Raw genomic sequence first — 18,904 nt, forward strand, 5'->3', positions numbered from 1 at the left:
CGGCCGGCTACGCGGCGACGGGGACGAGCGCGTGCGCGTCCGCCATGAGCTCGACCGAGCGGAGGCGGTCGGGCGTCCGCTGCGACGCGTGCCCGACGATGACCTCGTCGACGCCCGCCTGCTCCGCGAACCGGTTCGCGTAGTCGGAGACCTCGGCGCCGGTGCCGACCGCCGTGTAGGTCATCATGCTGGCGACGTGCGCGCCGACCGGGGCCTCGAGGAGCCGGTCGAGCTCGTCGTCGGTGAACGTCTGAGTGGCCGGGATCTGGCCGCTCTGGCGGAGCAGCATCATCAGGCGCGCCCGGCGGACGCCGGCGAACTGGCGCTCGGCGTCGGCGCGGTCGTCGGCCGCGATCGCGTTGATGCCGGCGATCGCGTACGGCGCGTCGAGCTGCTCCGACGGGCGGAAGTCGCGGCGGTAGATCGCGATGGCGTCGAGCAGCATGTCGGGCGCGAAGTGCGAGGCGAAGGCGAAGGGCAGGCCGAGGGCCGCGGCCAGCTGGGCGCCGAACGTCGAGGATCCGAGGATGTAGAGGGGGACGCGCGTGCCGGCGCCGGGCGTAGCGGACACGCCGGGCACCTGGCTCTCGCCGGCGAGGAAGGCCTGCAGCTCGACGACGTCCTCCGGGAAGCGGTCCGAGGACCCGGGGTCGCGGCGGAGCGCGCGGAAGGTGGCCTGGTCGCTGCCGGGGGCGCGGCCGAGGCCGAGGTCGATGCGTCCCGGGTGCAGCGTCTCGAGCGTGCCGAACTGCTCCGCGATGGTGAGCGGCGAGTGGTTCGGGAGCATGACGCCACCGGACCCGAGCCGGATCGTCGACGTCTGGCTGGCGACGTGGGCGATGAGCACGCTCGTCGCGCTGGACGCGATCGACGCCATGTTGTGGTGCTCGGCGTACCAGACGCGACGGTAGCCGCTCCGCTCGGCCTGCTGGGCGAGGGCGACGGAGGCCTGGAAGCTTTCGCGGGCGGTCTCCCCGGGGGCGATGGGGGCGAGGTCGAGGATGGAGAGCGGGACGGTCATGCTCATCCCAACAGCGCGGACGCCTCCGGTGTTCCGAGCCCGTCCGGGGTGGGGGCGGCGGGCGCGTCGGCCGTCGTCTCGTCGCGACGCGCGGCGTCCGCGCGACGACGGCGCACGACCGACCACGCGGCCACGGCGCCGGCGAGCGCGGCGCAGATCGCGGTGGCGACGAGGATCCGCGCCCCCTCCCCCAGCCCGGCCGGCACGAGCGGCAGCAGGATCTGCACGGCGAGCACGAGCATCACGCCGGCGATCACGGTGTCGAGCACGCGCCAGGCGGCCGGCCGGGCGAGCACGGGCGCGAAGACGCGGGCGGCCGTCGCGAGGAGCGTGAACCAGACGCAGCTGGCGACCATCGCGCCGAGGCCGAACGCCCAGCGGCCGTCGCCGTGGCCCGCCGCGACGGATCCGACGAGGAGCACGGTGTCGAGGTACACGTGCGGGTTCAGCCAGGTGAGCGCGAGGCACGCGGCCACCACGGTGCCGAGCGCGCGGGGCGCGGACACGGCGACGGCCAGGCCCTGCGGTGCGACGGCCCGCAGCAGCGAGAGCGCCGCGTAGCCGGCGAGGAAGCAGGCGCCGAGGATCCTGATGACGACGATCGCGACGGGCGCCGCCTCGATGACCGCGCCGATGCCGGCGACGCCGAGGCCGATCAGGATCACGTCGGAGACCGCGCAGATGAGGACGACGACGAGCACGTGCTCGCGCCGCGTGCCTTGCCGGAGGATGAAGGCGTTCTGCGCGCCGATCGCGGCGATGAGCGAGAAGCCGAGTCCGAAGCCGGAGAGCGCGTGCGCGAGCGGGTGCATGGCCTCCACGCTAGGCATCGAGCGCGCATCAGACCAGCTCATGTTCCTGCTGCACCATTAGCATCGCTGATGATGGACATCCGCACCGAGCACCTGCGCACCTTGGCCGCCGTCATCGACACGGGCACGCTCGACGCGGCCGCCCGGGCGCTCCGGCTCACGCCCTCCGCCGTGAGCCAGCGGATCACGGCGCTCGAGCGCAGCGCAGGACGCGTCCTCCTCCGCCGCACGCGACCCGCGACCACCACCGAGGCGGGCGACGCCGTGCTGCGCCACGCGCGCCAGGTGCTGCTGCTCGAGCGCGACCTCGACGGGCTGCTCGGCGTGGGCGACGGGGACGGCGACGCGCCCCGCGCGGGGACGGCGGCCGTGCCCGTGGTCGTGAACGGCGACTCGCTCGCGTCGTGGCTGCTGCCCGCGTTCGCGGCGCTGGCCGCCGAGACCGGCCAGGCCGTGGAGGTGCTGCGCGAGGACGAGCACCACTCCCTCGACCTGCTGCGCGACGGATCCGCGATGGCCGCCGTCACGAGCGTGAAGGACCCCGTGCAGGGCTGCACCTCGGAGCGCCTCGGCCGGATGCGGTACCGCGCGCTCGCGACGCCCGCCTACGTCGCCGCGCACCTGCCCGACGGTCCCACTCCGAGCGCGCTCGCGGTCGCGCCGCTCGTGATGTTCGACCGCAAGGACGCCATGCAGGACCGCTGGCTGCGCGGCCGTCGGGCGTCCGCGGGACAGCCGCGGCACTACGTGCCGTCGTCCGCGGAGTTCGTCACGGCGGTCACGCTCGGCATGGGCTGGGGCATGCTGCCCGACCTGCAGAGCGAGGAGCTCGTCGCGTCGGGCGCGCTCGTGCCGCTCGACGCCGGATCCCACGTGGACGTGGCCCTGCACTGGCAGCGCTGGAGCGTCGACTCCCCCGTGCTCGCCGACCTCACCCGGCACGTGCGCGCCGCGGCCGCCTCCCTGCGATAGCGGGGCGGCCGCGGCGGGCGACGGGCGCGCGGACGGATCAGCGTCGGAGCGCCGCCCGCGCCATCCGGTTGCCGGCGAACTGCACCACCTGCACGAGCACGATGATGATGAGCACGGCCGACCACGTCACGACCGGCTCGAACTGCCGGTAGCCGTAGACGATCGCGAAGTTGCCGAGGCCGCCCGCGCCGATGGCCCCTGCGACGGCCGTCATGTCGACGATGCCGACGAAGATGAACGTGTAGCCGAGGATCAGCGGGCCGAGCGCCTCCGGGATCAGCAGCGTGAAGATGATCCGCACGGGGCTCGCGCCCACGGACCTCGCCGCCTCGATCACGCCCGGCTGCACGGTGAGCAGGTTCTGCTCCACGATGCGGCTGATCGCGAAGGACGCCCCCAGCGACAGCGTGAAGATGATCGCCGGCTGCCCGATGCCGTTGCCCGTGACCAGGCGGGCGAGGGGCTGGGCCGCGACCAGGAAGATCACGAACGGGATCGGCCGGAAGGTGTTGACGACCAGGTTGAGGACGGCGAACACGGCGCGGTTCGGCAGCAGGCTGCTGGCGCGCGTGAGGTAGAGCCCGAGGCCCATGATCAGGCCGCCGAGCCCGCCGAACAGGAGCGTGAGCAGCACCATCACGAGCGTCTCGACCGTCGACCGGCCGAGGAGCGGCAGGAGCGGGGTCAGCGCGTCCATCTCAGACCACCTCCGTCACGGTGACGCCGGCGCGGTCGGCCGCGAGCACCTCGTCGATGCGCGCGGGGTCGCCCCCGAGCGCCAGGGTCAGGTTGCCGAACGTGCGGCCCTGGATGTCGGTGATGCCGCCGTGCACGACCTCGAACGCGATGCCCGCATCCGCGAGCGCCCGGAACACCTCGGTCTGCGTGGCGCCGCCGTCCGCGAAGGACAGCGTGACGAGGCGTCCCGGGTGGCGACGGCGGAGGCGCTGGACCTCCTCCGCCTCGGGGATCCCCGCGACGACGGTGGAGACGAAGCGGCGCGCGACGTCGCTCGTGGGCCGGGAGAACACGTCGAACACCTCGCCCTGCTCGATGACGCGGCCCGAGTCCATGACGGCCACGCGGTGGGCGATGGACTTGATGACCTCCATCTCGTGGGTGATGACGACGATGGTGACGCCGAGCTCCTCGTTGACCCGGCGCAGGAGCGCGAGGACCTCGCTCGTGGTCTCGGGATCCAGCGCGCTCGTGGCCTCGTCGGCCAGGAGGATCGCGGGGCTCGTGGCGAGAGCCCGGGCGATGCCGACGCGCTGCTTCTGGCCGCCGGACAGCTCGTCGGGCCGGGCGTGCGCCTTGTCGGCGAGGCCGACGAAGTGCAGCAGGTCGCTGATCCGCCGCTGCTGCTGGTCCTTCGGCATGCCGGCGACCGTGAGCGGGTACGCGACGTTGCCCCACACCGTCTTCGACGTGAAGAGGTTGAACTGCTGGAACACCATGCCGATGCCGAGCCGGAGCTTCCGCAGCTCGCGCTCGGGGAGGGCCTGGATCTCCCGGCCGTCGACCGCGACGGTGCCGGCGGTCGGCCGCTCGAGCGCGTTCACCAGCCGCACGAGCGTGCTCTTGCCCGCACCGGAGTAGCCGATGATGCCGAACACCTCGCCGCGGCGGATGTCGAGGTCGACGTCGGCCAGCGCGTGGAGCCCCGCCTCCCCCTTCGCGCGGGGCGGGTACTGCTTGCCGACGCCGCGCAGGGAGACGTGCGGGGCGTCCGTCATCGAGCCGCCTTCTTCTCGGCGACGGCCTTCTCGGTGGTGGTGAGGAGGCTCTGCAGCTCGTCGGGCGGCGTCTGCAGCGGGATGGCGGTGCCGCCCGAGTTCTCGACGACCGCGTCCACGACCGCGGGGGTGTCCCGGAAGATCTGCGCGAGCTTCAGGTAGGTCTCATTCTGCGCGTCGTCGGCGCGGGCCGCGAAGACGTTGACGTAGGCGAGCGCCTTCGGGTCGCTGGGGTCGTCCTGCGCGATCGCGGCGTCGGCGGTGAGGCCCGCGTCGGTGACGAAGTCGTTGTTGATGATGACGGCGTCCGCGTCCGGCAGCGACGTGGCGGTGAGCGCGGCGTCGACCGTGGTGACGGTGACCTTCGACGCGGCCTGGTCGACGTCGTCGAGCGTGGAGACGCTGGATCCGCCGCCCTTCAGCGTGAGGAGGCCCTCGCGCTGGAGCAGGAGGAGGCCGCGCGCCAGGTTCGACTCGTCGTTGGGCAGGATCACGGTGCCGCCCTGCGGGATGTCGGCGACCGACGTGTGCTTCGACGAGTACAGCCCGAGCGGGTAGATCGCCGTGGCGCCGATGGGCGTGAGGTCCTCGCCCGCGCCCTCGTTGTACTGCGCGAGGTAGACGAGGTGCTGGAACTGGTCGAGGTCGATCTCGCCCTCGCTGAGCGCCGGGTTCACCTGCGGGTACTCGGTGAAGTCCACGATCTGCACGTCGATGCCCTCCTCCTTCGCCGCCTCGACGAACAGGGGCCACTGCGGGTCGCTCGCGCCGACGACGCCGATCCTCACGGCCTTGCCGCCGCCCGAGAACGCGCCGGTGGCGAAGAGGACGGCCGCGACGATCGCGAGGACGACGACGACCGCGCCGATGATGAGGCCGAGGCGGTTCCTCCGCTTCGGGGCGTCGATCAGGGGTGCCTGGGTGGTCATGGTGGTCCTCTCGGTGGTGCGGGGCCGGTGCTGTCCGGTGGTGGTGCGGGTGCGGTCGAGCGGGTGCGGTCGTGCGGGGATGCGGTGGCGGCCGGATGGCGCGCGGGTGCGCGCGCCGACGCGGTCGAGCGGACGCGCCAGGGCGTCCGGACGGGATGCCTCGCGGGAGGAGTCGGGACGGCGCACCCGCCTGCGGTGCGGGACGCCGACGACGGCCGGTGGCCGCGTCCCTGCAGCACCTCGACGGTAGGCGGACGGACGGGGGCGTGTCGAACCGGGCCGTAACACGGGGACACCCCGCATCGCCCGCGGGATGTGGCAGGGTCGGCCACGGAGGTGCCCATGCACGAGGACGACGACGCCGTCTGCGCGCTCCCCGTCGAGGAGCTGCGACGCCGCGTCTACGCGCAGGGGGCCGACGAGGCCGACGAGCGGTGGATCCGCGCGGCCGCCGAGCTCACCCGCCGCGAGCGCGCGTCCCTGCCCGCCGCGGGCGACGCCGTCCTCGCGGCGGGAGCGGGTGCCGGCGCCGAGGGCCTGGCGGATGCGGCGGCCCCCGCGTCCGCCGACGCGACGGCGGACGACGGGTCCCCCGACGACGCCGACGCCGCCACCTCCGCCGCCCCTCCTCGCGGATCCCGACGCGTCCTCGTCGGGATCGCCGCCGCCGCGCTGGCCGTGGGCCTCGCCGCGGGCGGGGCGGTCGGCGCCGCGCTCGGCGACGGATCCCCCTCCGCGACCTCCGCCGACGGCACCCCGAGCCCCGGCGCGGACGCACCGCCGGCCGCCGCGGGATCCACCCCGGCCGCCGCCGCGAGCCCCGACGGCCCCGCGCTCCTCGGCCCCGACTCCACCTCCGACCAGCGCAGCCGTCCGGTCGGCGCGATCTTCGACGGCCCGCAGGAGGACGGCGACCGCCCGCCCAAGGCCGTCCGCGCCGACGTCGACGCCACCACGATCCGCGCCGTGCAGACGAGCGTCGGCCTGTACGCCGGGCTCTCCGTCTCCGGCGACCTGTGCCTCCTCGTCTTCCCGAGCGGCGGCGCGGGCGTCGTCACGTGCGCGTCCCCCGACCGCGTCGCGTCCGACGGCCTCCGCATCGCGTGGACGACCGAGTTCCCGTCGCGCAACCGCGACGGCTCGACCGGCATGATCACGGGCGACGTGACGGCGACCTGGTCGGGCGACGACCTCATCACGCTCACCACGCCGGACCGCATCCTCGCGTACTGAGCGGCGTCTCCGGGACCGCGTCGGACGTGTGGGAGGGTCGTCGCGGGAAGGGGACACCACCATGGACGCACGCGCATCGGGGTCGGACGAGGACCTCACCACGCTCCCGCTCGACGCGCTCCGCCAGCTCGTCTACGCGGAGGGCGCCGACGAGGCCGACGAGCGGTGGATCCGCGCGGCCGCCGAGCTGACCCGCCGCGAGCGCGCGTCGTCCCCCTCCGCCCGTCCGGCGGATGCGGACGCACCGGGCGCGGAGAGCGACGAGGCCGACGCGGCGGATCCTCCCGCGCGCTCCCGCCGGACGCTCGCGTGGGCCGGCGGCGCCCTCGTCGTCGGGCTGCTCGCGGGCGCGGGAATCGCCACCGGCCTCGGCGGATCCGCGGCGCCGTCCGCCGACGCGACGGCGACCCCCTCCGCCGCGGCGACCGACTCCGCCGCGGCGCCGCCGGATCCCGCGGGAGTGCGGTCGCTGCTCGGCACCGACATCAGCCGCACCTCGGACCCCGTCGCGGTCGACGGGATCCTCGCTGCTCCGCAGACGGAGGCCGACACGCCGCCGCGCTCGCCCGGCGGCGACATCGACCTCACCTCCATCCGCGGCGTGCAGACGAGCGTGGGCCTCTACGTCGCGCGCACGATCTCCGGCGACGCGTGCCTGCTCGTCTACCCGTGGACGGGATCCGCCCCGGCTGCGGGGAACAGCCCCGGGTCCGGTGTCGCGTCGTGCGCCCCGCCCGCGCAGCTCGCCGTCTCGGGCCTCGAGATCACGTGGATCGCGGACGTCCCGGCGCGGGCGTTCGACGGCAGCGTGCGGATGGCCGGAGGCGGCCTCAGCGTCGTCTGGTCCCCCGACGGCAAGCTGACGCTGAGCTCGCCGGACGTCCTGCTCGCCTACTGACCGCTCGGCGGATCAGCCCTCGAGCAGCTCGCTGAGCTCCATCCAGCGCGACTCGAAGGCTTCGACCTCGGCCTCGATCGCGCGCACGCCCTCGTTGAGCTTCCCGAGGCCGTCGTAGTCGTTCGGGTCGTGCTCGGCCATGGCGTCGAGCGCCTGGCGGCGGCGCGTGTCCGCCTTCTCGAGCTTCCGCGTGATGCTGGCGAGCTCCTTCTGCGCGTTCCGCAGCTCGGCGCCCTGCAGCTGCGAGCCGCCGGATCCGCCGAGCGTCGCCGTGGCCTGGCCGCCCACCTCGTCGGGACGGGCGACGGTCGCCTTCTCGGCGTTGCCGGGCTGCGACCGGAGCTTCAGGTACTGCTCCACGCCGCCCGGGAGGTGGCGCAGGTTGCCGTTCATCACCGCGTACTGCTGGTCGGTGACGCGCTCGATGAGGTACCGGTCGTGGCTCACCACGAGCAGCGTGCCGGGGAACGAGTCGAGCAGGTCCTCCATGGCGGCGAGCATGTCGGTGTCGAGGTCGTTGGTGGGCTCGTCGAGGATCAGCACGTTCGGCTCGTCGAGCACGATGAGGAGGAGCTGGAGGCGGCGCTTCTGGCCGCCCGAGAGGTCCTTCACCGGGGTCGACAGCTGCGCGCTCGTGAAGCCGAGGCGCTCGAGCAGCTGACCGGGCGTCATCTCCTTGCCGCCGGCGACGTACGTGGTGCGCTGGCGGCCGATGACCGTCGAGACGCGGTCCTCGAGCACGTCCTTCAGCTCGTCGAGCTGCTGCGTGAGCACCGCGACCTTGATGGTCTTGCCGCGCTTCACCCTGCCGGTGGTGGGCTGCAGGGATCCCGCGACGAGCGACAGCAGCGTGGACTTGCCCGCGCCGTTGACGCCGAGGATGCCGGTGCGCTCGCCGGGGGCGATGCGCCACTCGACGTCCTTCAGGATCTGCTTCTCGCCGTAGCTGACCGACACGTCGAGCAGGTCGACGACGTCCTTGCCGAGCCGCTGCATGGCCATCGACGCGAGCGAGACGGTGTCGCGCGCGGGCGGCTCGTCGGCGATGAGGGCGTTCGCCGCCTCGATCCGGAACTTGGGCTTCGCCGTGCGCGCGGGCGCCCCGCGGCGCAGCCACGCGAGCTCCTTCTTCATGAGGTTCTGGCGCTTCGCCTCGGAGACGGCGGCGCTGCGGTCGCGCTCGACGCGCTGCAGGATGTACGCGGCGTACCCGCCCTCGAACGGCTCGATGAGGCGGTCGTGGACCTCCCACGTGGCGTTCGCGACCTCGTCGAGGAACCACCTGTCGTGGGTCACGACGATGAGGCCGCCGGAGTTGGGCGCCCAGCGGCGGCGGAGGTGGCCGGCGAGCCAGGCGATGCCCTCGACGTCGAGGTGGTTGGTGGGCTCGTCGAGGAAGAGGATGTCGTGGTCGCCGATGAGGAGCTTCGCGAGCGCGACCCGGCGGCGCTGGCCGCCCGAGAGGTTCGCGACGTCGGCGTCCCACGGCACGTCCGAGGCGAGGCCGTCGATCACGTCGCGGACGAGCGGGTTGCCCGCCCACTCGTGCTCGTCGATGCCGCCGACGATCGCCTCGCCGACGGTCTGGCCGTCCGGCAGGGTGTCGCTCTGGTCCAGCACGCCGATGGTGATCCCGCGACGGCGCGTGACGCGGCCGCGGTCGGGCTCGAGGCGTCCGGCGAGGAGGGAGAGGAGGGTCGACTTGCCGTCGCCGTTGCGTCCGACGATGCCGATGCGGTCGCCCTCGTTCACCCCGATGGTCACGTCGTCGAAGATCACGCGCGTCGGGAACTCGAGGTGGAGCGCTTCGGCTCCCAGCAGATGGGCCACCGCACGAGCCTAGGTGACCCCCGGCCGGGGAATTCCCGCGAGCCGCCCGCCGTTGCCCCTCATCGTGGCCCGCGCAGGGCCGCGCGCTCGACGGGGAGCAGCCCGCCCCGCCGCCCGTGCGCCGGGATCCGCCCACCGCGAGGAGCGCACATGACGACCAGCCGCACCGAGACCGCATCGATCCCCGTCAACGGCTCGACCGCCGCATCCGCCGCGTCCCCCGCCCGCCGCGAGTCCGCCGCCGGCCTCCTCGTCTACGCGCTCACGCTGCTCGTCCTCGTCGCATCCGGCGCCGCTCCCTCGCCGCTCTACCCCGTGTACCAGGAGGAGTGGACGCTGCCGCCCGTGGTGCTCACGCTCGTGTTCGCCGTCTACGTCGCCGGCCTCCTCGCGACCCTGCTCACGGCCGGCCGGCTCTCCGACCACATCGGCCGCCGACCCGTGATCCTCGGCGCCCTCGTCGTGTCCGTCGCCGCCATGCTCGTCTTCGCCTTCGCGCACGACGGGCTCGCGCTCGTGGTCGCGCGCATCCTGCAGGGCCTCGCGATCGGCCTCGCGACCGGCGCCCTCGGCGCCGGGATGATCGACCACCAGCCGTCGCGCCGATCCGGCCTCGCCGCCTTCCTCAACGGCGTCGTGCCGCCCGTGGCGCTCACGGTCGGCGCGCTCGGCAGCGGCTTCCTCGTCGCCTACGGACCCGCGCCCGAGGAGACCGTGTTCCTCGTGCTCGCCGCGCTCATGGTGGCGGCGGGTGTCGCCGTCGCGTTCGTGCCCGAGCGCCAGCCGCGCCGTGCGGGCGCGCTGCGCTCGCTCGTCCCGTCGGTCGCCGTGCCGCGCGCCGCCCGCTCCGTCTTCACCGCCGTCGTCGGCGGCATGATCGCGAGCTGGGCGCTCGGCGGCATGTTCCTGGCCTTCATCGGATCCGTGCTCGGCACCACGTTCGGCCTGCACAGCGCCGCGCTCACGGGGACCGCGATCGCGCTGTTCACCGGCACGGGCGCGATCACCGGCATCGTGATCCGCACCCGCGACGCCCGCCGCAGCCTCATCGTCGGCGTGGTCGCGCTGGTGCTCGGCCCGATCGGCCTCGTCGCCGCGATCTGGACCGCGTCGCTCCCCCTCTTCGCGATCGCCGCGGTGATCGGCGGCGTCGGCTTCGGCGCGGGCTTCCAGGCGGGGCTGCGGCTCGTGCTCGCGGAGGCGCCCGTCGACCAGCGCGCGAGCCTCCTCTCCTCCGTCTACGTCGCGAGCTACCTCGCGTTCGGCGTGCCGAGCATCGTCGCGGGCGTGTTCGTCGAGGCGGACGGGCTGCCGATCGTGCTCACCGTCTACGGCGCCTTCGTCGCGGCGAGCGCCCTGGTCGCGCTCGTGCTGCAGCTCACGGGACGCCGCACGCGCCGCGCCGAGCGGATCGCCGACGCGCTGGACGCCGCCGCCAGGTAGACGCCGCCCGAGGGTCAGGACGGCGACCGCCGCTGCGCGGGCTCCGAGGTAGCATCGTGCTCGCCGAGCGGCCGGGCGGTCCCGCCCGCAGGCCTCCGGACCGGCACCCGCCCGGTTCCGACACCAACGGAAGGTCGTCCCCCATGGCGTTCATCGTCGTCCTGCTCGTGCTCTGGCTGATCCTCACGGTCGTCGGCTTCGCCATCAAGGGCCTCATCTGGCTCGGGATCATCGGCATCATCCTGATCCTCGGCACGATCGTGCTCGGCAGCCTCCGCCGCCGCTACAACGCCGCCAAGACCCCCAAGGCGTAGCCGCCGGAGGGGCCCGCGGCCGCGGGGGCCGCGGGGACGCCGGGCTATCCTCGTCTCGGACCGCGGGACCGCCACGTGCAGGTCGCCGTCCGCAGGGGGCCCGCCGGCCGCTCCTGTCCGCACGCGCTGCACGTCCCGGAGAGACCATGATGCGAACGCCCCCGCACGCCCGCGCCCCGCGCACCGACGGCCGGCCGGGCAGGGCGTCGCTCCTCGTGTTCCTGGCTGCGCTCATCGGGATCGGCGTGCTGAGCGCGCTGTGGGCGGTCACGACGCCGCTCGGCGCGAGCCCCGACGAGCCTGCGCACATGAACAAGGCGGCCTCCGTCGTGCGCGGCCAGTTCCTCGGCGACGTGACGGACGACCCGCAGGTGCGCACGGTCCAGGTGCCCGCCGGCGTCGCGTACTCGGATCCCTCGGCGTGCGCCCGGCACGACGGCGACCGGACGGCCGACTGCGCGCCCGGCTTCCCCGCCGGCGACGCGGCCGACCGCATCGTCTCCACCGAGACGAGCGCCGGCCTCTACGACCCCGTCTACTACCTGCTCGTCGGCTGGCCGACGCTCATCTGGGGCGGCAGCACCACGGCCGTCTTCGGCATGCGCCTCGTGAGCGCGCTCCTCTGCACGCTGCTCGCCGCGGGCGCGCTCGCCTACCTCGCCCGCCTCCCCCGCCCGGTCCTCCCGGTGCTCGCCACCTTCGCGGCGCTCACGCCCATGACGCACTCGCTGTTCGGATCCGTGAACCCGAACGCCTTCGAGATCGCGGCGACCGCGGCGTTCGCGGCCGCCTACATCACGGGCCTCGTGCGCGGCGGGCCCGTGAGCTGGCGCACCGCGGCGTTCCTCGCGGTCACCGGCGGGCTGCTCGTGCACGCGCGCGGCCTCTCGCCCATGTGGCTCGGCGTCGTCGTGGTGGCGGGCGCGTCCTTCGTCGGGTGGTCCCGCTTCTGGACGTACCTCCGCCGCCCGCAGGTGCTCACCGCGGTGGGCATCGTGGCCGTGTCGACCGCGCTCGCCATCGTCTGGATCCTGCGCACGGGTTCGCTCGCGGCCGTCGGCGTCTACGAGCGCGCGGGCACCAGCTTCGGCGAGGGCCTCGTGATCATGCTCGAGCGCACCTTCGACTACGCGCGCGACATGGTGGGCAACTTCGGCTGGCTCGACACGGCCATCCCGTCGTACGCGGTGTTCCCCTACTTCGTGGGCTGGGGCGTCATCGTCGCCGCGGCCCTCATGATCCCGTCCGCGAAGGGCGGGCGACGCGCGGTCGTCGTCGCCCTCGTCGGCTTCGTGCTCCTGCCCGCGCTCGTGCAGGCATCGTCGGTGACGAAGTCCGGATTCGTGTGGCAGGGCCGCTACAACCTGCCGGCGTACCTGTTGCTGATCATCGTCGCGGCCGTCGTCGCCGCGCCCGCGTTCGACCGGGTTCCCGCCCTCGTGCGCCGCCGGATCCTGGTGCTCGTCGCGGTCGTGCACGCCGCGGCCGGGTTCGTGGGCCTCATGACCTTCCTGCGCCGCAACTCCGTGGGCCTCAGCGCCTCGTGGTCCGACCTCCTGCTGCGGCCCCGCTGGTCGCCGCCCGTCGTGGGCGTCGAGCCGTGGATCCTCGCGATCGCGGTCGGGTCGGTCCTCGCCGGCGCCGCGCTGCTCCTCGCGGTGCTGGCCGCCCGGCGCGACGCCCCCGCCGAGACGGCGCTCGACGCCGGGCCGCGCGGGCTTCCCGGCGTCGGGATGCCGGACTCCGTCGGCACCGGCCGCGGGACCGTGGCCGCGTCGGCCGAGGCGCACCACACCGACGACACGGCCGACGCCGCGCCGACGACAGCCGTGCACGCGACGGCCGACGGATCGCGCGACGCATGAGCACCGGCATCCCCGGCCGCCTCGCGCGCTTCCGCGCCGGCCGCCTCTACGGGCCGTTCGTCTACCTCGCGGTGGGCGGCGTGGCCTTCGTCGTCGACCTCGGCCTGCTCATCGTCGGCCGCGACCTCCTCGGCTGGCCGCTGGCCGCCGCGAGCGCGACCTCGTTCTGGGCGGGCCTCGTCGTCAGCTACGTGATGCAGCGCTTCCTGACGTTCCGGGACCAGCGGTCGGACTGGCACAGCCTCTGGAAGTACGGCGTGCTCGTGGCCGTCAACTCGCTCGCCACCGTGCTGATCATCGAGCTGTTCGACCGCATCGGCCTCGGATACATCGTCGGCAAGTTCGTGTCGACGGCCATGACGACGCTCTGGAACTACGCCGCCTACAGGTTCTGGGTGTTCGCGGACCGGTCCGCGGTCCCCGTCGGGGACGATGACGCGGACGACCCGCGCCCCTCGGATCCCGACGCCGGCTGATCCCGGTCGGCGGGCGACGCGGACGCCGCGTCCGCGCGGCCGGCGCGCGCCTCCTGCTCGAGGTCGCGCAGACGCAGGTCCGTCATGGCGCTCTCCTCGGCGAGCCGACGCACCTTGTCCTCGAGGTCGGTGAGCTCGGCGCTGAACTGGACGCACACCAGGAAGATCACGACGATGCTCGCGAAGAACGCGAGGTTGAGCGGCTCCTGCACCCCGAGGAAGCGGGCCGCCCCCGAGAGCAGCGGCGGGAAGACGCTGATCACGAGCGCGACGAGGCCCGCGACCAGCCACCACACGGCGTGGCGCTCCCGGAGGCGGCGCCGACGGAGGCGCTCGATCACGACGCCCACGGCGAGGAGCGCCGCGACGAGGGTGAAGACGTAGCTGGTGGGGTTCACGCGGTGACCGCCTTGACGGGTCGGCTGATGGGACGGATGAGGGCGATCACGAGCGCCATGCCGGCGCGCGCCAGGTAGATGGCGGCCTTGGCCGGGTTGTGCGAGGCGACGCCGCCGGCGCGGGGCCGCATGGACACGGGCACCTGCTCGATGGTGAGGCCGTGGCGCGCCGCGATCACGAGCGACTCGACCGTGTCGCCGAGGTACTCGGCCGGGTAGTTCTCGGCGAAGAGCGCGACGGCCCGGGGGCCGGATCCGCGGTACCCCGAGGTCGTGTCGGTGAGCGGCGTGCGCGCGATGCGGCTCAGCGTGAAGCTCAGGAACCTCATCGCCCACTTGCGCGGACCGGAGACCTCGTAGTCGCCCTCGCCGGCGAAGCGCGCGCCGATGACGACGTCCTTGCGCTCGAGGGCGGCGAGCAGCTGCGGGACGCTCTCGGGGTTGTGCTGGCCGTCCGAGTCGATCTGGATGACGTTGTCGAAGCCGTGGCGCTGCGCGTAGCGGAACCCCGCGCGCATCGCGCCGCCGACGCCGAGGTTGAACGGCAGCTCGAGGACCCGGGCCCCCGCGGACTGCGCTACCTCGACCGTGCGGTCCTTGGATCCGTCGCTGACGACCAGGCAGGCGATGCCGGGGAGCGTATCGAGGACCTCCCGCACCACCTGGCCCACCGCCTCCTCCTCGTTGTACGCGGGCATGACGATGAGGGTCGTGCTCAGGCTGGCGGGCATGCTGAGAGGGTAGCAAGGCGGCGCCGGGCGCCCGCGCGGGATCGCCGGGTCAGCCCAACGAGGCGACCCACTCGCTCGTGCCGTCGTCGAAGGCCTGCTGCTTCCAGATCGGGACGCGCTGCTTCACCTCGTCCACCAGGAGACCGCACGCGGCGAACGCGTCCGCGCGGTGCGCGGAGGAGACGGCGCAGGTGAGCGCGACGTCGCCGATGCCGAGCCGGCCGATGCGGTGCTCGATGTGCTTTCAGATAAAGCCGTGCCGCCGAGAGACGGCTGACGACGCTCGGATCAACGGCCGGCCCCTGCCCTCCACTTGACGGCCCGGACACCGTACCGTCGATTTGGTCGATGGACGTCTCCTCACTCAGAGCTCTTTTGGCCATCGTGGCGTACGACTGCATTGATCGCGAGGCCAGAGATCACGATGGTGATGCCGAAGGCAATCGACCCTACGACTCGAATCACTCCGGTTCGCTCGAAGGTGAAATATTGAATGAGCAGGACGACCCCGAGCCCGAGGACGACGATTCCCGCGATCTTGTACCTCAATTTGGCCTCTTTTCCGGAGGTGGGCACCGCGGCTCTCGCAGCACCCACCTCTTAGGTAGTGTGAGCGTCAGACGCACCGAATCCATGAATCGTCTACGCCAGACCACGCCGCTTCATGACCGAAAAAGGGGAGGAGCAGTTGACGATCGTCAGAACACTTCCCATTATAGCTGAGGTACTGCTGCGCGGCCGCGAGGACACCGGTAGTGATGACACAGGTCTCGGGGAATGCGCCGCACGCGGCGATTCCTATAAGGAAGCCGCTGCCGTTGATGATTGCATCTTGATCGAATGAATTCAAGAGGATGTATGGATGCCCGGTACCGTCGTCGAGTCCGCCGGAAATCTTCGATTCGAACTCCCCCTGGGGCGGGGTGGCTGCCGCCCCTTCAGGATATACGATTTCGATCCCGCTGCCCATGTGGTAGGTCGTGACGGACCGCCCATCGACAAGCGAGATCTCTCGTGGGACGTCCGACGCGTCCAGTTCGGCGTGCAAGCGACTGGTCGCCTGTCCCGAGATCGCGGACGACCCCGGGGGCTGAGCCATCTCAGCCGCATCTGCTGCCCCGGAGGAGATGCACGTGAATCCGAGGGCGACGACTGCCGCCACAGCAACATAGATTGGAGCCTTCGATCTGCTGTTCATTTGTCTTTCCTTCTATAGAGGAGTGAGACAATCCGCGCACCGATGTCGCTCGACCTACACCCAGTGTACCGAGGGAGCAAGGCAGGGCTCGGCATTCAGATATGCCTCGCGTGACGTGGGCTCCGGTCGGAATTCCAGGATCGACTGAGCCCTCGAGGCTGAACTTAGAACTCGTGATCGAAGCCCGTCGACACAGTCCACAGGGCGGAGAATATGAAGCGCTCGACCCGAGCAAGTCAGCCGAGCGAGGCGACCCACTCGCTCGTGCCGTCGTCGAAGGCCTGCTGCTTCCAGATCGGGACGCGCTGCTTCACCTCGTCCACCAGGAGACCGCACGCGGCGAACGCGTCCGCGCGGTGCGCGGAGGAGACGGCGCAGGTGAGCGCGACGTCGCCGATGCCGAGGCGACCGATGCGGTGCTCGACGGCGATCCGCACCTCGGGGTAGCGCGCGGAGACGTCGAGCGCGACCTGCCGGATCGCCTGGCGGGCGGCCGGATGCGCGGAGTAGTCGAGCCAGAGGACGCCGCGGCCGTCGTCGTGGTCGCGCACCACTCCCTCGAAGGTGACGACCGCGCCCGCGTCGTCGGCGCGCACGGCGTCGGCGCAGTCCTCCACGCGGATCGCGCCGCCCGCGATGCGCGCGAAGAGCACGCGGTCGGCGGTCACGAGCTGGCTCCTGCGTCGGCCGCGGGAGCCGTGTCGGCGGTGTCGGCGGCCGGGTCGGCGGCGGGATGCACTGCGCCGCGGGCCTGCTCGAGCGCGTGGTCGAGGATCCGGTCGAGGAGGCCGAGGCCGTCGCGCACGCCGCCCGGCGAGCCCGGCAGGTTCATGACGAACGCGCCGCCCGCGATCCCCGCGTGCCCGCGCGTGAGCACCGCGGTGGGCGTGTGGGCCGTGCCGATGCGGCGGGCTTCCTCCATGATCCCGGGGATCTCGAGGTCGAGCAGCGGCAGGGTCGCCTCGGGCGTGCGGTCGGTGGGGGTGATGCCCGTGCCGCCCGTGGTGAGGATCACGCGCGCGTCGCCTGCGACGGCCTCGGCGAGCGCCGTGGCGACCCCGGGTCCGTCCGCGCGGACGACCGGCGCGCCCACCTCGAACCCGCGCTCGGCGAGCCAGGCGACGATGACGGGACCCGTGCGGTCCTCGTACTCCCCCGCGGCGGCGCGCGTGGAGGCGACGATCACGACGGCGCGTCCGCGAGGATCCGCCGCGCTCACGGCCGGGCCCAGTCGCCGGACTTGCCGCCCTGCTTCTCGCGCACGAGCACGTCGGTGATGACGGCTCGCGCGTCGACGGCCTTGACCATGTCGTAGAGCGTGAGCGCCGCGACCGAGGCCGCGGTGAGCGCCTCCATCTCGACGCCCGTGACGCCCGTGGTGCTGACGGACGCGACCACCGTGAGCCGGTCGTCGGCACCGGTGATGTCGATCTCGATGCGGCCGATGGGCAGCGGGTGGCACAGCGGGATGAGGCTGGAGGTCTGCTTCGCCGCCATGATCCCCGCGATGCGCGCCGTGCCGACGGCCTCGCCCTTGGGCAGGTCGCCCGAGATGACGGACGCGACCACGTCGGGCCGGGTCACGAGCACGGCCTGCGCGACGGCGCGGCGCTTCGTGACGGCCTTGTCGGTGACGTCGACCATGTGCGCGGATCCGTCCTGCCGCAGGTGGGTGAGGGACGGCGCGGCGGCGCTCGGGGCGGGATCAGTCATCGATGCTCCAGACGGTGACGGGGTCGCCGGCCTCGAGCCGGTCGACACCCGCGGGGATGTGGACGAGGTGGGTGGCGGTCGCGTAGGCGTGCAGGAGGTGGGATCCGGGTCCGCCGACCGCGACGACCCGGCCGTCGGCGTCGATCCGGCCGCGCCGCACCTGGTGCTTCGCGGCGGGCGAGTCGAGGGGCGCGGCGAGCGGCAGCTCGCGGGACGGCCGCGCGGGATGCGGGTGCCCGGCGGTGGCGCGCAGCACCGGCCGGAGGAACAGCTCGAAGGACACCAGCGCGCTCACGGGGTTGCCGGGGAAGGCGACCACGGGGATCCGCGCGCCGGCGACCTCCGCCGACCCGAGCCCCTGCGGCCCGCCCGGCTGCACCGCGACCGAGACGAACTCGACGCCGTCGCCCGCGAGCACGTCGCGCACGACCTCGTAGGCACCGGCGCTGACGCCGCCCGTCGTGATCAGGAGGTCGATGCCGACGGCGGCGTCGCGGATGGCGTCGCGCACCCGGTCGGCGTCGTCGGACGCGACCCGCAGCGTGCGGACCTCCGCCCCGGCGGCCGCGAGCGCGGCGGCGAGCGCGACCGAGTTGGCGTCGTGGATCTGCCCGGGCGCGAGCTCCTCGCCGGGCCCGCGCAGCTCGAGGCCGGTGGAGAGGAGGAGGACGACGGGTCGGCGGCGCACGGCGACGGTCGCGACGCCGGCCGACGCGAGCACGCCCCAGTGCGACGGGAGGAGGCGCGTGTCGGCCGCGACCAGCACGGCACCCGCGGCGAGGTCGCTGCCCTGCGCGCGGACGAAGGCGCCCGGATCCACGGGCGCGGCGAAGGAGACGGTCGCGTCGGTCGCCTCCTCGTCGACGAAGCGGTCGGGGATCGCGGCCTCGATGGGCACGATGGCGTCGGCGCCGGGCGGGACGGGCGCGCCGGTCATGCAGGGGGCGGCCGTCCCGGGCGCGAGGGGCTCGGGGGCGACGCCCGCGGGGATCCGCGCGGCGATGCGCAGGACGGCCGGTACCGCGCCACCCGCGCCCGCGAGGTCCGCCGCGCGCACCGCGTAGCCGTCCATCTGCGAGTTGCGGAACGGCGGCAGGTCGAGGGGGCTCGTGACGTCGCGGGCGAGCACACGGTCGGCGTACCGGTGCGGATCCGCGCTCACGGCGTCCGCGGCGACGGGCAGCTCCTCGGCGGGCAGGTCGGCGAGCGGGGCGAGCAGCGCGGACACGGCCGCGCGGTGCTCGTCGACCGTGCGTCGTCGTCGGTCCGCGGGGCGGTCGGGGGTCATGGGACCATCATCCCCGACGCGGGTGCGTCCTCCCCGGTCGCCGTCGG

22 protein-coding genes are annotated in these 18,904 nt (G+C 73.5%); 7 read left to right on the forward strand and 15 right to left on the reverse strand.

The window, feature by feature from the left end; all coding sequences use genetic code 11:
- Positions 1-7 precede the first annotated feature (7 nt).
- Entirely contained in the window at positions 8-1,021 is a 1,014-nt protein-coding gene (locus NL142_RS11910) for an LLM class flavin-dependent oxidoreductase (protein WP_435079748.1), read from the reverse strand.
- Between the two features lie 2 nt (positions 1,022-1,023).
- Positions 1,024-1,833: a LysE/ArgO family amino acid transporter gene (locus NL142_RS11915; protein ID WP_435079750.1), complete on the reverse strand. Its 810-nt coding sequence runs from the start codon at positions 1,831-1,833 to the stop codon at positions 1,024-1,026.
- A 69-nt stretch (positions 1,834-1,902) separates the two neighbouring features.
- Between NL142_RS11915 and NL142_RS11920 the strand changes: the two genes are divergently transcribed.
- Positions 1,903-2,805 carry a LysR family transcriptional regulator ArgP gene (locus NL142_RS11920; protein ID WP_435079752.1) on the forward strand — a complete coding sequence of 301 codons (903 nt, stop codon included), beginning with the start codon at positions 1,903-1,905 and terminating at the stop codon, positions 2,803-2,805.
- Positions 2,806-2,842: 37 nt separating this feature from the next.
- On the opposite strand, the gene NL142_RS11925 is transcribed toward NL142_RS11920, so the two are convergent.
- Genes NL142_RS11925 through NL142_RS11935 form a run of 3 tightly spaced genes read right to left on the reverse strand, consistent with a single transcriptional unit; the run spans position 2,843 to position 5,470 of the window.
- Positions 2,843-3,502 (reverse strand): methionine ABC transporter permease, encoded by a 660-nt coding sequence (locus NL142_RS11925; RefSeq protein ID WP_194684816.1) that lies wholly within the window; start codon positions 3,500-3,502, stop codon positions 2,843-2,845.
- A gap of 1 nt (position 3,503) precedes the next feature.
- Complete coding sequence (locus NL142_RS11930; RefSeq protein ID WP_435079755.1) at positions 3,504-4,541, reverse strand: methionine ABC transporter ATP-binding protein; 1,038 nt, start codon at positions 4,539-4,541, stop codon at positions 3,504-3,506.
- Positions 4,538-5,470 carry a MetQ/NlpA family ABC transporter substrate-binding protein gene (locus tag NL142_RS11935; RefSeq protein WP_435079757.1) on the reverse strand — a complete coding sequence of 311 codons (933 nt, stop codon included), beginning with the start codon at positions 5,468-5,470 and terminating at the stop codon, positions 4,538-4,540. Before NL142_RS11935 ends, NL142_RS11930 begins: the two co-directional genes overlap by 4 nt.
- A 342-nt stretch (positions 5,471-5,812) precedes the next feature.
- Here NL142_RS11935 and NL142_RS11940 point away from each other — a divergent pair, with 342 nt between their 5' ends.
- Both NL142_RS11940 and NL142_RS11945 read left to right on the forward strand, forming a co-directional pair.
- Entirely contained in the window at positions 5,813-6,703 is an 891-nt protein-coding gene (locus NL142_RS11940) for a hypothetical protein (RefSeq protein ID WP_435079759.1), read from the forward strand.
- 61 nt (positions 6,704-6,764) lie between these two features.
- Complete coding sequence (locus NL142_RS11945; protein ID WP_435079761.1) at positions 6,765-7,601, forward strand: flagellar basal body-associated FliL family protein; 837 nt, start codon at positions 6,765-6,767, stop codon at positions 7,599-7,601.
- A gap of 12 nt (positions 7,602-7,613) precedes the next feature.
- Here NL142_RS11945 and NL142_RS11950 read toward each other — a convergent pair whose 3' ends face one another.
- A complete protein-coding gene (locus NL142_RS11950) occupies positions 7,614-9,431 on the reverse strand; it encodes an ABC-F family ATP-binding cassette domain-containing protein (protein ID WP_086506198.1) in 1,818 nt (605 codons plus the stop codon).
- Positions 9,432-9,581: 150 nt separating this feature from the next.
- Between NL142_RS11950 and NL142_RS11955 the strand changes: the two genes are divergently transcribed.
- The 4 genes from NL142_RS11955 (at position 9,582) to NL142_RS11970 (ending at position 13,529) form a co-directional block, all read left to right on the forward strand.
- Entirely contained in the window at positions 9,582-10,874 is a 1,293-nt protein-coding gene (locus NL142_RS11955; RefSeq protein ID WP_435079764.1) for an MFS transporter, read from the forward strand.
- A 143-nt stretch (positions 10,875-11,017) separates the two neighbouring features.
- Positions 11,018-11,188: a hypothetical protein gene (locus NL142_RS11960; RefSeq protein ID WP_167435227.1), complete on the forward strand. Its 171-nt coding sequence runs from the start codon at positions 11,018-11,020 to the stop codon at positions 11,186-11,188.
- A 146-nt stretch (positions 11,189-11,334) separates the two neighbouring features.
- A complete protein-coding gene (locus tag NL142_RS11965) occupies positions 11,335-13,053 on the forward strand; it encodes a DUF2142 domain-containing protein (RefSeq protein ID WP_435079766.1) in 1,719 nt (572 codons plus the stop codon).
- The gene (locus NL142_RS11970) at positions 13,050-13,529 is read left to right on the forward strand and encodes a GtrA family protein (RefSeq protein WP_435079768.1); all 480 of its coding nucleotides are present in this window, start codon (positions 13,050-13,052) and stop codon (positions 13,527-13,529) included. Before NL142_RS11965 ends, NL142_RS11970 begins: the two co-directional genes overlap by 4 nt.
- On the opposite strand, the gene NL142_RS11975 is transcribed toward NL142_RS11970, so the two are convergent.
- The 9 genes from NL142_RS11975 to NL142_RS12015 form a co-directional block, all read right to left on the reverse strand.
- On the reverse strand, positions 13,436-13,927 hold the full coding sequence (locus NL142_RS11975) for a DUF2304 domain-containing protein (protein ID WP_435079770.1): 492 nt from the start codon (positions 13,925-13,927) through the stop codon (positions 13,436-13,438). The two genes, NL142_RS11970 and NL142_RS11975, sit on opposite strands and share 94 nt — an antisense overlap.
- Positions 13,924-14,658 (reverse strand): glycosyltransferase family 2 protein, encoded by a 735-nt coding sequence (locus NL142_RS11980; RefSeq protein WP_194684824.1) that lies wholly within the window; start codon positions 14,656-14,658, stop codon positions 13,924-13,926. The genes NL142_RS11975 and NL142_RS11980 overlap by 4 nt, the downstream gene beginning before the upstream one ends.
- Before the next feature lie 49 nt (positions 14,659-14,707).
- Complete coding sequence (locus NL142_RS11985; RefSeq protein WP_370532065.1) at positions 14,708-14,896, reverse strand: molybdenum cofactor biosynthesis protein MoaE; 189 nt, start codon at positions 14,894-14,896, stop codon at positions 14,708-14,710.
- Between the two features lie 122 nt (positions 14,897-15,018).
- Complete coding sequence (locus NL142_RS11990; RefSeq protein WP_435079773.1) at positions 15,019-15,207, reverse strand: hypothetical protein; 189 nt, start codon at positions 15,205-15,207, stop codon at positions 15,019-15,021.
- A 67-nt stretch (positions 15,208-15,274) separates the two neighbouring features.
- Positions 15,275-15,856 carry a hypothetical protein gene (locus NL142_RS11995; RefSeq protein ID WP_435079775.1) on the reverse strand — a complete coding sequence of 194 codons (582 nt, stop codon included), beginning with the start codon at positions 15,854-15,856 and terminating at the stop codon, positions 15,275-15,277.
- A gap of 236 nt (positions 15,857-16,092) precedes the next feature.
- Entirely contained in the window at positions 16,093-16,524 is a 432-nt protein-coding gene (locus NL142_RS12000; RefSeq protein ID WP_012039001.1) for a molybdenum cofactor biosynthesis protein MoaE, read from the reverse strand.
- Entirely contained in the window at positions 16,521-17,075 is a 555-nt protein-coding gene (locus NL142_RS12005; RefSeq protein WP_435079778.1) for a MogA/MoaB family molybdenum cofactor biosynthesis protein, read from the reverse strand. The genes NL142_RS12000 and NL142_RS12005 overlap by 4 nt, the downstream gene beginning before the upstream one ends.
- Entirely contained in the window at positions 17,072-17,569 is a 498-nt protein-coding gene (gene moaC, locus NL142_RS12010; RefSeq protein ID WP_435079780.1) for a cyclic pyranopterin monophosphate synthase MoaC, read from the reverse strand. Before moaC ends, NL142_RS12005 begins: the two co-directional genes overlap by 4 nt.
- A complete protein-coding gene (locus NL142_RS12015; protein WP_435079782.1) occupies positions 17,562-18,857 on the reverse strand; it encodes a molybdopterin molybdotransferase MoeA in 1,296 nt (431 codons plus the stop codon). Before NL142_RS12015 ends, moaC begins: the two co-directional genes overlap by 8 nt.
- Positions 18,858-18,904: the final 47 nt, after the last annotated feature.

Source organism: Clavibacter quasicaliforniensis, from assembly GCF_051201715.1.
Taxonomy (GTDB): Bacteria; Actinomycetota; Actinomycetes; order Actinomycetales; family Microbacteriaceae; genus Clavibacter; species Clavibacter seminis.